The 13,059-nt window shown below is 38.1% G+C and carries 12 protein-coding genes; 7 read left to right on the top strand and 5 right to left on the bottom strand.

What is annotated here, in order from left to right; translation table 11 throughout:
• From HMPREF3129_RS18915 to ampD, 4 genes are all read right to left on the bottom strand, one after another.
• Positions 1–781, bottom strand: a 781-nt coding sequence (locus HMPREF3129_RS18915) for a biotin/lipoyl-containing protein (RefSeq protein WP_302622746.1), incomplete at its 3' end; no start/stop codon positions are given.
• Positions 782–793: 12 nt separating this feature from the next.
• Positions 794–3,460, bottom strand: coding sequence for a pyruvate dehydrogenase (acetyl-transferring), homodimeric type (gene aceE, locus HMPREF3129_RS08270; RefSeq protein WP_070486936.1), 2,667 nt, complete (start codon positions 3,458–3,460; stop codon positions 794–796).
• 163 nt (positions 3,461–3,623) lie between these two features.
• A complete protein-coding gene (gene pdhR / locus HMPREF3129_RS08275; RefSeq protein WP_012368227.1) occupies positions 3,624–4,394 on the bottom strand; it encodes a pyruvate dehydrogenase complex transcriptional repressor PdhR in 771 nt (256 codons plus the stop codon).
• A gap of 326 nt (positions 4,395–4,720) precedes the next feature.
• Positions 4,721–5,263, bottom strand: a complete 543-nt coding sequence (ampD, locus tag HMPREF3129_RS08280; protein ID WP_004250361.1) for a 1,6-anhydro-N-acetylmuramyl-L-alanine amidase AmpD — start codon at positions 5,261–5,263, stop codon at positions 4,721–4,723.
• Positions 5,264–5,473: 210 nt separating this feature from the next.
• Here ampD and ppdD point away from each other — a divergent pair, with 210 nt between their 5' ends.
• From ppdD to yacG, 6 genes are all read left to right on the top strand, one after another.
• Complete coding sequence (gene ppdD / locus HMPREF3129_RS08285; protein WP_004248548.1) at positions 5,474–5,917, top strand: prepilin peptidase-dependent pilin; 444 nt, start codon at positions 5,474–5,476, stop codon at positions 5,915–5,917.
• A 98-nt stretch (positions 5,918–6,015) separates the two neighbouring features.
• Positions 6,016–7,119 carry an ATPase, T2SS/T4P/T4SS family gene (locus tag HMPREF3129_RS08290; protein WP_004248550.1) on the top strand — a complete coding sequence of 368 codons (1,104 nt, stop codon included), beginning with the start codon at positions 6,016–6,018 and terminating at the stop codon, positions 7,117–7,119.
• A complete protein-coding gene (locus HMPREF3129_RS08295; protein WP_036918804.1) occupies positions 7,116–8,315 on the top strand; it encodes a type II secretion system F family protein in 1,200 nt (399 codons plus the stop codon). Before HMPREF3129_RS08290 ends, HMPREF3129_RS08295 begins: the two co-directional genes overlap by 4 nt.
• A 277-nt stretch (positions 8,316–8,592) precedes the next feature.
• On the top strand, positions 8,593–9,207 hold the full coding sequence (gene coaE, locus HMPREF3129_RS08300; RefSeq protein WP_004244087.1) for a dephospho-CoA kinase: 615 nt from the start codon (positions 8,593–8,595) through the stop codon (positions 9,205–9,207).
• Between the two features lie 2 nt (positions 9,208–9,209).
• Positions 9,210–9,962 carry a cell division protein ZapD gene (gene zapD / locus HMPREF3129_RS08305; protein ID WP_036918808.1) on the top strand — a complete coding sequence of 251 codons (753 nt, stop codon included), beginning with the start codon at positions 9,210–9,212 and terminating at the stop codon, positions 9,960–9,962.
• Positions 9,963–10,014: 52 nt separating this feature from the next.
• Positions 10,015–10,230 (top strand): DNA gyrase inhibitor YacG, encoded by a 216-nt coding sequence (gene yacG / locus HMPREF3129_RS08310; protein ID WP_004244091.1) that lies wholly within the window; start codon positions 10,015–10,017, stop codon positions 10,228–10,230.
• Between the two features lie 52 nt (positions 10,231–10,282).
• On the opposite strand, the gene mutT is transcribed toward yacG, so the two are convergent.
• On the bottom strand, positions 10,283–10,678 hold the full coding sequence (gene mutT, locus HMPREF3129_RS08315) for an 8-oxo-dGTP diphosphatase MutT (RefSeq protein ID WP_017627934.1): 396 nt from the start codon (positions 10,676–10,678) through the stop codon (positions 10,283–10,285).
• Positions 10,679–11,373: 695 nt separating this feature from the next.
• Between mutT and hpmB the strand changes: the two genes are divergently transcribed.
• Entirely contained in the window at positions 11,374–13,059 is a 1,686-nt protein-coding gene (gene hpmB, locus HMPREF3129_RS08320) for a hemolysin secretion/activation protein HpmB (RefSeq protein WP_070486938.1), read from the top strand.

The following is a 13,059-nucleotide window of genomic DNA, read 5'->3' on the forward strand; positions in this document are numbered from 1 at the left end:
TATCACCGACAGCAATTTTGATCTCTTTTACTACACCGGCAAAAGGTGCTGGAACTTCCATAGAAGCTTTATCACCTTCAACCGTGATCAGAGATTGCTCTTCAGCAATGGTATCACCCACTTTCACCATCACTTCGGTGACTTCAACTTCATCACCACCGATATCTGGTACATTAACATCTTTAATAGCAGAGGCTGCTGGTGCTGATGCTGCAGGAGCCGGAGCTGATGCAGAAGGTGCTGGCGCGCTACCTGCTACTTCAAATACCATGATAAGAGAGCCTGTGCTCACTTTATCACCGACAGCAATTTTGATCTCTTTTACTACGCCAGCAAAAGGTGCTGGGACTTCCATTGAAGCCTTGTCACCTTCAACCGTGATCAGAGATTGCTCTTCTGAAATGGTATCACCCACTTTCACCATCACCTCGGTGACTTCAACTTCATCACCACCGATATCCGGTACATGAACTTCTTTCAGTTCGCTCGCAGCAGGTGCGGCAGCAGAAGGCGCAGGAGCGGCTTCTTGAGCGGGTGCCTGAGCACCCTCTTCAGTATCAAAGATCATGATAAGAGAGCCAGTTTCGACTTTGTCGCCCACGGCAATTTTGATCTCTTTAACAATACCCGCTTGTGGTGATGGCACTTCCATAGACGCTTTATCGCCTTCTACAGTGATCAAGGATTGTTCTTCCTCAATATGATCACCGACTTTCACCATCACTTCGGTGACTTCAACTTCATCTGCACCGATATCAGGGACTTTAATTTCAATAGACATTCACTTTACCTCTTACGCCAGACGTGGGTTTACTTTTTCAGGGTTGATGTTGTATTTTTTGATTGCTTCTTCAACAACCTTCACATCAATCTCACCACGTTTAGCTAATTCGCCTAATGCAGCAACAATCACATAAGAAGTATCAACTTCAAAGTGGTGACGCAGATTTTCACGGCTATCTGAACGACCGAAACCATCTGTACCTAAGACACGATAGTCGTCAGCTGGCACATAAGTGCGAACTTGTTCTGCAAACAGTTTCATATAGTCTGTTGAAGCAACAGCGGGTGCATCATTCATGATTTGAGCAATGTATGGTACACGAGGCTCTTCTGATGGATGTAGCATGTTCCAACGTTCACAATCTTGACCATCACGAGCCAATTCAGTGAATGATGTTACACTGTACACATCGGAACCAATACCATATTCAGTTGACAGAATTTGTGCCGCTTCACATACGTGACGTAAAATAGAGCCAGAACCCAGTAACTGAACTTTACCTTTCGCGCCTTCCAGAGATTCCAGTTTATAGATACCTTTACGGATACCCTCTTCTGCTCCAGCTGGCATTGCTGGCATATGATAGTTTTCGTTTAACGTTGTGATGTAGTAATAAACGTTTTCTTGTTTATCACCATACATACGCTCTAAACCATCTTGCATAATGACAGCAACTTCATACGCGAAGGCCGGATCGTAAGAGATACAGTTAGGAATAGTCAGTGATTGAATATGGCTATGACCATCTTCGTGTTGTAAACCTTCACCGTTTAGCGTTGTACGACCTGAAGTACCACCAATTAAGAAACCGCGTGCTTGTTGGTCACCCGCAGCCCAACATAGGTCACCAATACGTTGGAAACCAAACATTGAGTAGTAGATATAGAATGGGATCATTGGCAAATTGTTAGTGCTGTAAGATGTTGCAGCCGCTAACCAAGATGCACCCGCACCCAATTCGTTAATACCTTCTTGCAGGATCTGACCTTTAACGTCTTCTTTATAGTAAGCAACTTGCTCACGATCTTGAGGCGTATATTGCTGGCCATTCGGACTGTAGATACCGATTTGACGGAACAGACCTTCCATACCGAAAGTACGTGCTTCATCAGCAATAATAGGGACTAAACGATCTTTAATAGATTTGTTTTTCAACATTACGTTCAACGCACGAACGAATGCGATAGTAGTAGAAATCTCTTTAGATTGTTCTTCTAATAACTGGCTGAAATCTTCCAGTGTAGGAATTTCTAATTTTTCATCAAAACGAGTACGACGAGCAGGTAAGTAACCTTCTAGTTCCTGACGGCGAGCATGCAGATATTTGTACTCTTCTGAATCTTTATCAAAAGTGATATAAGGCAGTTCTGCTACTTTCTCATCGCTAACAGGGATATTGAAACGATCACGGAAATGTTTCACACCGTCCATGTTCATTTTTTTCACTTGGTGAGCGATGTTTTTACCTTCTGCCGTTTCACCCATACCATAACCTTTGATGGTCTGAGCTAAAATAACGGTTGGTTTATCTTTGGTTTCTTTGGCTTTTTGGAATGCCGCAAAAACTTTCTTCGGATCGTGACCACCACGGTTTAACGCCCAAATTTCGTCATCAGTCATATCTTTAACTAATGCGGCAGTTTCTGGGTAACGATTGAAGAAATGCTCACGAACATAAGCACCGTCGCGAGATTTGAAAGTCTGGTAGTCACCATCCAGTGTTTCATTCATTAACTGGATCAGTTTACCGGAAGTGTCTTTACGTAGTAGTGCATCCCAACGGTCGCCCCACATCACTTTGATCACGTTCCAGCCAGCACCGGCGAAGATACCTTCTAATTCGTTAACAATTTTGCCGTTACCTGTAACTGGGCCATCAAGACGCTGTAAGTTACAGTTAACCACGAAGCACAGGTTATCTAATTTTTCGCGTACAGCGATAGTGATAGCACCTTTAGATTCTGGCTCGTCCATTTCACCATCACCTAAGAACGCATAAACACGTTGCTTAGTGGTATCTTTTAAGCCACGGTGATCTAAGTATTTCAAGAATTTTGCTTGATAAATCGCAGATAGTGGCCCCAAGCCCATTGAAACGGTTGGGAACTGCCAGAATTCAGGCATTAATTTAGGGTGTGGATAAGAGGATAAACCTTTACCACCAATTTCTTGACGGAAGTTATTTAATTGCTCTTCAGTCAGACGCCCTTCTAAGAATGCACGTGCGTAGATCCCCGGAGAGATATGACCTTGGAAGTAAACTAAGTCACCGCCATCATTGTCATTATGAGCACGGAAGAAGTGGTTAAAGCAAACTTCATATAAAGTTGCAGAAGACTGGTATGACGCCATGTGCCCGCCGAGTTCCAAATCTTTTTTGGACGCGCGCAGAACCATCATTACTGCGTTCCAGCGAATAGCAGAACGGATACGACGTTCCAATTCCAGATTGCCAGGGTAAGCGGGTTCATCTTCAACAGGAATAGTATTGATATAATCACTGTGTACAGAGCCACCTAAAGCAATATCAAGACCGCCATTACGGGCTTGTTTTAATACCTGATCAATCAGGAACTGTGCACGCTCAACACCTTCTTCACGGATGACCGAGTCGATCGCTTGTAACCAATCGCGAGTTTCGATCGGATCCACGTCATTTTTCAGCATATCTGACATGGTGTATTCCTTATCTGTTATCTGTTTCTAATGGTTATAGGAGCCTATCTTCCCGTGATACCACGGGGATATGACGGGAAGATAGGCCCTGCTGTTATTACCGCTACCCCTGAATATTGCAGGGAGATAGGTAGTACAGACTCAGCGGTCAGGATCTGTGCTACTAAAATAAATCAGGATGTTGTTGGAGCCGGCGTAAAGAACGCTCACGACGAGTATGTTCACGACTCATATCCAACAAAACATCTTCAATAAAGGCCAGATGGCGGTGTGAAGCTTCACGGGCTGCTTCTGGCTCTCTATTAATAATCGCCTGATAAATCTGTGTGCGATGCTCACTTACAGCAGTTAACATCTCTTTACGTGTATAAAGAAACTCAAAATTTTGTCGGATATTCTGCTCAAGCATTGGCACCATACACCTTAATAAGTGTAGCAAAACGACATTATGAGCAGCTTCCGTAACGATTAATTGGTATTGCAATACCGCATCCGACTCCGCCGCGATATCCCCTTTATCATGAGCATCAATAATGCGAGCATGACTGGCTTTAATACGCTCAAGATCATCATCAGTACCGCGTAATGCAGCATAATAAGCCGCAATACCTTCAAGGGCATGGCGTGTTTCTAACAGATCAAATTGAGATTCTGGATGCCCACTGAGGAGTTGAGCGAGAGGATCGCTAAAGCTTTGCCAAAGGTTATCTTGCACAAAAGTTCCACCACCTTGGCGGCGTAATAAAAAACCTTTTGCTTCCAATTTTTGGATTGCTTCACGCAATGAAGGACGCGATACATCAAATTGCTTTGCCAGCTCACGTTCAGGCAGGAGTTTTTCCCCCGGACGTAGGGTGCCTTCTAAAATAAGATGCTCAAGTTGTTGTTCTATCACATCAGAAAGCTTTGGTTGGCGGATCTTTGTGTAAGCCATATTGCTAGAAGCCATTATTGGATAACTATTACCTTGGTTATTGAAATGTCAATTGGTAATACCAATTTAATGTAATGGATAATAAAGTAACAAAGTATTTACTAACTGTCCATACAGTTGTTGAGCGAAATCATAAAAACCTGCAAATTTTAACAAATTATTTGATAAATTCATCAAATTTGATAACTAGATCGCATTATTAGAAAAGATTAAAAACACTATTTTTTAACATTGATTAAACACATAAACAGTCACACTGAAGCGTGACAGCATTCATATATTGATTATCAATGCAAAAATATCAATTATTAATGCATTTTGTTGTGTTATTTTGCTAATAGTGCTCGGTAATATGACCAATTAAAATGAGGTCCTGGATCTGTTTTCCGACCAGGTGCGACATCACTATGTCCGGTAATATTTTCTTTAATGCCCGGATAGTGTTCAATAAGTTGCTGAGTGAGTGTCGATAATTGCTGATATTGCTGCGGCGTAAAGTCACACTCATCGGTTCCTTCTAGCTCAATACCAATCGAGAAATCATTGCATTTCTCTCGCCCTTTATAGAAGGAAACCCCAGCATGCCACGCTCGTGCCGTAAAAGGCACATATTGCACAATTTCACCATCACGGCGAATTAAACAGTGCGCAGAAACACGCAGATGTGCAATCTCATTAAAAAAAGGATGATCATCAACAGCAAGCGTATTGGTAAACAGTTGATCAATATAAGGTCCACCAAATTGCCCAGGAGGAAGACTGATATTGTGGATAATCAACAATGAAGGGATTTCACCTTCAGGTCTATTGTCATAATTTGGCGATGGAACGTGCTTTACTCCCGTTAGCCAGCCTTGCTTAATCTCCACAACACCCCTCTTTTTTCTACATTTAAAATCATATTAGCTATTTTTATTAATAATATCCGCCAATTAATGCGAACTTGCTCTCAATAATAGTGGTTAATTTTGTATCACGCCTTTTTCTTTTCGATATTTTACTCAATTCTTAGCTTCTCTATTCGCCAATAAAACGCTTTTTTCTCATACTTCAACAGGTTATTTATCAAGGAGAGAAAAATGAATACATTAAATTATCACTCAACAGAGAATGGATTCACGCTAATGGAATTGATGATTGTGATTGCCATTATCTCAATTTTAAGCTCAGTGGCGATCCCTGCTTATCATGGTTATATCCAAAAGGCCGCCTTAACTGATGTATTACAAACCCTGTCGCCTTATCGTTCTGCAGTGGAACTTTGTCACTATGAACATCAATATAACCAATGCCATGCTGATGCCAGTTTTATGCCTCAACAATTTCGTAGTCGATACCTTACTGATATTCATGTTGCCAATGGCGTTATTAGTGCAAAAGGTAAGGCTCAACTAGAAGGGCTAACCATCGTAATGACTCCTGCAACAAACAGTAAAGAGACACTTCCCCATTGGCAAATTAACTGCACATCAACTAACACCGCGTTACAAAAGCTATGCCATAAGGTTTTTAAATCTCATTAAACCAATCTAACGACAACCTCAACCAAGGTGGAAAAGCCAATAGGCTCTGTTTCTAGCCCTTACCATCCATAAATCATTTATCGTAAAAAAGAGCTTTCATGAATAATACTATCCATACAGCAACAGAGTTTATTGAGCAATTGTTACGTCACAGCCTTGCTCAACGTGTTTCTGATCTTCATTTAGAGCCACAACAAAATAGCCTGAGAATTCGCGCGAGAATTGATAATCATCTAGTGTTGTTTTCTCCCCCTGACAATCAATTAGCTAACGAGATCCTGACACGTTTAAAAATCCTCGCGAATATTAATATTGCCGAAAAACGCCTACCACAAGATGGTCAATTTAATTGGTCTTACCAGAAAAACAATTATTCAATACGTGTTGCGACACTTCCTACTTTATATGGAGAAAAAATAGTTTTACGGCTCATGAATAATCTGCAACAGCCACAATTAGCACAGTTAGGTTTTCAAACAATTCACCTAACACTATTAAAAAAATATCTTACTCAACCTCAGGGAATGATTTTAGTCACCGGCCCCACAGGGAGTGGTAAAACTTTAACACTCTATAGTTGTTTACAATATTTAAATAAAGATAATCGTAATATTAATAGTATTGAAGATCCTATTGAGTTACCTATCCATGGCATTAATCAAACACAAATAACAGAAAAAGCTGGTATTACTTTTGCAACAATATTACGGGCACTATTACGCCAAGATCCCGATGTTATTATGATAGGTGAAATACGTGATCAACAAACAGCAGAAATAGCAATAAAAGCGGCACAAACAGGCCACCTAGTTTTATCAACACTGCATACTAACTCTACCCAAGCAACACTCGCCCGTTTGGCTAATTTAGGCATCGCAAAAGATTTAATCGACTCTTGTGTAAAATTAATTATTTCTCAACGTTTAGTTCGTTGCTTATGTAGCAACTGTAAATACCCATCACCGGAACAGAAAAATTTCATTATTAATAATCAACAAATTATATTACCCAATTGGCAAGCAACAGGTTGTCAATTTTGTTATTCCGGCTACAAAGGCAGAACAGCTATTTATGATTGTTTTGAACTTGCCAAGCAATCACTCCCCTCACCTTACGCACTATTTAACTCAGGTATTGAACTGATAAAAAAGGGGATCACGTCTTTAGATGAAGTTTATCAAGTAGTCGGAGATATTGAATGAAATTACATTTTATCTATCGCTATAATGCATTAACTTATCAAGGAAAATGGCTAAGTGGCAACGTTGTCGCTCAATCTAAACATGAAGTTATTGATCAACTTATTCAACAACAAAAATTACCAGTAAAAATTCGCCTATATAGGGTAATAATCTTTCAAAATAGTGATAAACAATACCGCATTCAACTTCTTGAACAGTTAGCGTTATTACTTCATTCAGGCTTAGCACTTTTGCCCGCATTAACACTGCTTAAAGAAGAATGTCGTTATTTACATTGGCAATGTGTTTTAAATGATATTATTTTTCACCTAAATCAAGGAGGCGCGCTGTCTAAACAGTTAAGTCGTTATCCACTCTATTTTCCTGCTAATTTAACCCATTTTATTTATATTGGTGAAGAGAGTGGTAAGCTTGATGAAGTTCTCTTATTACAAACAACACAATTAAAAAACCAGCGGGATTTAATAAAAAAAATAATAAAAGCTTTTCAGTATCCTCTATTCTTATTATTAACATTAATCGTTATTACAATATCTATGTTGAGCTATGTTTTACCTGAATATCAATCTTTATACAGTGCATTTAATACTGAGCTACCGACACTAACATTAACCTTAATTAGATGTTCTCAATGGTTTTCTCAATATAGTTTAATTATCCTGCTGTTTATATTAATAATTTCTTATAGCTATTACACTATTAAACATCACAATGCTAAATTTCGCGACATTGAACAACGATGTTGGCTTAATCTTCCTTACTTGGGCATCTTATTAAGATATCACCAGCTACATATTATTTTTCAGATAATGACGATTACACAACAAGCTGGATTACCACTATTACAGGGATTAAAAATTATTACAGAGCAATTAACGCATTCACTGTATCAACGAGCACTCACTGATATGATAGCGCATATTACTCAAGGAAAATCACTTAGCTCATTTATGCGACATAATCCTCTATTCCCGCCAATCTGTTATCAATTTATCTCTTCAGCAGAAAATTCTGGACAACTACAGTTTTTTTGCCAGCAACTTACCCACTGGTTTTATCATCAATTAGAAGAACGCCTTGATAGTGTAAAAACATGGCTTGAGCCTATTTTAATGACACTGATCGCATTGATTACTGGCACGCTTATTATTGCGATGTATCTTCCGGTGTTACAACTAGGTGATACCATACATTGATGCTAGCAATATCCTAAAGTCATTAACAATGCGTCTAATAATCAAAACATCAGTGATACAATGCATCATCATTACATTTTGATATATTAATAGCCGATTAAGCGAAGATTTAGCCACTTACTGTAAGCTAGGCTGTCAGGGTAGCAGAAAATCGCTTATCATAATAACTGAATAAAACCCAAATATTGCGGTTATTATCTTGTGATAAAAATCAGTTTAAGCTTTAGAATATCGCAATCAACAGTAAATTTTGATTAATTAAAAATAGACGAACGCAATGACTTATACAGTTGCTCTTACAGGTGGTATTGGTAGTGGTAAAACGACCATCGCTAATGGTTTTGCCTCACTCGGCGTCCCTCTTGTGGATGCGGATGTCATTGCACGATTAGTGGTAGAGCCAGATTCGCCGGGATTAAAAGCCTTACAGCAACACTTCGGTGACACAATTTTATTGCCTGATGGCAAGTTAAATAGAGCGCAATTACGTCATATTATTTTTCAAAATCAACAAGAAAAAGCGTGGGTAAACCAGTTACTCCATCCACTTATACAACAAGAGACGCAAAAACAAATTCAACAAATTCGCGCCCCTTATTTTATTTGGGTTGTTCCTTTATTAGTTGAAAATAAACTAACACATTTAGCCGATCGTATTCTTGTGGTTGATGTGACTGAAGAAGAACAAATTACCAGAACTATGCAACGTGATGGTGTAAGCCGAGATCATGTACTCAAAATTTTACAAGCCCAAGCTAAAAGAGAACAACGATTAGCCGTTGCTGATGATATTATTGAAAATCACGATAATAGCTTAAATCAAGATGAACAAATAAAACAACTTCATCAGCATTACTTAGAATTAGCTCAAAAAAGCAATACAGGACAATAGCCATGAGTGAAGAAACCTCAACAATTATTTTTGAACACCCGCTTAATGAGAAAATGCGTTCATGGCTTAGAATTGAAAACTCATTAATTCAATTAAATAGTTTTCAATCTATTAATTCATTATCTTCTGCATTATCTTTTTTTCGTGCCGTTTCAGAATTTATTGAAGTTTTAGATCGCGGAGAGATCCGCGCAGAGCTACTTAAAGAGTTAGAAAAAAGACAAAAAAAACTGCAACAGTGGTTATCCTTTCCTAATGTCGATAAAGAGATTGTCAGTCATATTATTAATGAGTTATCAGAAAGTGCTTGCGCATTAAGTAAAGCACCACGTATTGGACAACATTTAAAACAAGATAAAATCATCAGCTTAGTAAAACAACGCCTCAGCATTCCGGGAGGATGTTGTAGCTTTGATGTCCCTACTTTGCATTTGTGGTTAAATCTTCCTCAAACGGTGCGTACTGAAAAGTTAACTTGTTGGCAGGAAGGGTTATATCCTCTACAAAATGCATTAAATGCCCTATTAACACTTATTCGTCAATCAGATACATTTAAATCGGTATTAAGCCATAATGGTTTTTATCAAGACAGTACGGAAGAAGGTGAATTATTACGGATCAAGCTACTTGCCAGCCAGCAAATTTACCCTCAAGTCTCAGGACACAAAAACCGTTATGCTATTCGCTTTTTGCCTCTTGATAGTGAGCATGGCACAATCCCTTCTGAGCTACCTTTTGAGATTTCATGTTGTTAATATAGCTTAATATCAACAACAGAAATCATCTCAATTAAATTCAGGAGAGATAATGAGCGAAAAATTAATAGTGAAATGCCCAACATGCCGAACCGAGGTAATATGGGATGAAAGTAGCCCTTATCGTCCTTTTTGTTGTAAGCGTTGCCAGTTAATCGATTTAGGCGAATGGGCGGCTGAAGAGAAGCGAATTCCAAGTCAAAGCGAAAGCAATGACAGCGATGAATGGAGTGAAATGCCAGAGCAAGATCCTAAGCCGTTTAATTAAACGCCCACAGCATACTCATACAGCCACAACAATCATGAAGTGGCTGTATTGATTATTTTTGCAATAAGGCAACAATAGAGCGATTAGCTGGCGGAAAATCTTCGGCATTTAAGGACATAATAGGTACCCAGCGGGAAAGTTGCCCCTCTTTACCGTAAGGTTTATTTTCCCACTCTGTGACTAAAAAGAATGATAATGTAATATGCCTATCAATAAAATCATGCTCTACCGTTTCAAGCAACTGGCATTGCGTCACATTAATACCTATTTCTTCTTGCAACTCACGGTATAATGCCTGCTCTGGCGTCTCTTTATCTTCTAGTTTTCCACCAGGAAACTCCCAATATCCTCCCATATGAGATGTCAAAGGGCGTTGGGTAATAAATACATTATTTTGCTTATCACAAATCACACCTGCAGCAATATGTAGTTTTTTTTTATCTATCATAAACAGCCTTATTAGATCATACGTTTCACTGACAAACTTCACCATTATACCGTAGATCCAATAGTATGAGGTTGATTTTCTTTCTTCACTATTCAGCACCTGCTCCCCTCTGATGAACGACCCGCAAAAGTTGGACTCTTTTCGTTTAAACTCAATCATCACTATTTATTAAGATAAATAAATAGTAAAAGTATAAATGCTTTTATATTTTATTTATTAAAATGAAATAATTATTCACAGAATGAATATTTTATATAATGAAATAAATAAATCACTGCCAACAAATGAAAAGTCGCTTTTAACTTAATTAAATATTTTCAAAACCGCTCTCAGTATTCTTCTTTTTTCTCTAAAAAACCTATTTTTTGGTTAATTGATTTTTTCCAACTGGTAATTTACATAGCAAAAATCACAACAAATACAATAACAATAAAAATTAAACAAATGATTTTATTTGTAGATAACGCTTATTCTCTCTAACAAAATCATACTAATTATTTTACGTTTATTGATAGTTAATACTAAAAAAAGGAAAAGTTTTACTTAAATCCATCAATTTTAAAAATATATTCAATTAAAGAGTAACTGGTATTTATTATTTTTAATTTCAATATAATAATAAAACATTATTTATTATCTATATATATTAAAGCCCTATTATTATATTTGAATTAATACCTTTATCTCGAGGTAAAATGAAAAAAAAAGTTGTTTTATTAACACTATTAAGCTGTTTTTCTACCAGTGGATTAAGCGCAAATGAAACAGGAAATTTAGGCTCAATCAGTGAATCAAGGCGTGCATTGCAAGATAGCCAACGTGAAATTAATCAATTAATAGAACAAAATCGCTATCAGCAACTGCAAGAAAAAGCGGTAAATATTTCACCTACCCCAACTTTAATTACTGAGTCAGAACACTGTTTGCCTATAAAAGGCGTTTATATTCAAGGTATTACTTTACTTACTGAGAAGGATCTCAATTCATTATCTCCATTACCAGATCAATGTATTAAGAGTGCTGATATTAATCGCCTCGTGAAAGAACTCACTCAGCGTTATCTTCAACATGGTTATATTACTGCACGTATCCAATTCTTACGTCCTAACCAACATGGCGAATTAGGTCTGTATGCTATTGAAGGGTTTGTTGAACGTATTGAAGGAGGTGATCGAGGTGTTAACACCACACTACTATTTCCTCGAATCAAAGGGCAACCATTAAAACTCGCTACACTCGATCAAGGCTTAGATCAAGCTAACCGCTTGCAATCAAATAAAGTCACAGTGGATATTCTTCCCGGTACCGAATTGGGGGGATCTGTCATTAAGTTGTCTAATCAACGAAAATCACCTTGGCATCTCAATATCGCTAGTGATAATTATGGACAGAAAAATTCAGGCCGCTGGTTAATACGAACGAATGCTAGTTTAGATAGCCCATTAGGTTTATCTGATTTTGTAAGCTTAAATGCCAACATAACAACAGATAACCCGAATACCCGTTTTAATCGCGCTTATACTTTGCTCTATTCAATTCCTTATGGTGGTTTTACTTTTAGCTCTTTTGGTAGTTATTCGGAGTACCAATTTCACCAAAAATTACAAACACGTACTGTCAGCTTATATGGCGATACCACTCAAGTAGGTATTAGAGGCGATTATGCTTTTAGCCGTAGCCAAAAACAAATTGATACCTTAAATATTCAAGTCACTCATAAACGTATACGCAACTACTTTAGCCAAATTCGTTTAGATCTCAGTAGCCCTAAATTAACCACGGTTGAATTAGGGATTAATCATTTGCAGATTATTCCAAATGGCGTATTGAGCACTAATTTAAGTGTTGAAAAAGCGGTCGGCTGGTTTGGCGCAGAGGAAACACCCTATATCGCTAACGGTAATGGTAACGACTATCGCTTTACAAAAGTTAAGCTATTTGCCAATTGGTATCAACGCTTTTCTCTATGGCATTCTACATTTTTATTCAATAGTACTTTTTTAGGCCAATACAGCCACGACACACTCCCCGGCGTTGAATGGCTAAGTTTAACAGACAAAAACGCTATTCGTGGTTTTGATCAAAGCACACTTTCTGGTGATAACGGTGGCTATTTACGCAATACCCTCTCCTATCCCTATCGACTTAACCACTTTTCTATCACACCTCGTATAGGGATAGATATCGGTCAAGTAAAACAACATGGTAACTACAAAGGATGGCAAGGTGGTTACGGCCTAAGCTCCGGCTTAAATATTCAATATCAACAAGCACAACTCGACCTTGAAGTTGCAAAAGGCGAGTTACTGTATCACCAAACAAATTCCAATAAAACCAAAGATCCTACTCAACTACTGGTTAAATTTTCATACTTATTTTGA

The sequence above is a fragment of the Proteus sp. HMSC14B05 genome, assembly GCF_001808035.1.
In the GTDB taxonomy this organism is placed as follows: Bacteria; Pseudomonadota; Gammaproteobacteria; order Enterobacterales; family Enterobacteriaceae; genus Proteus; species Proteus mirabilis.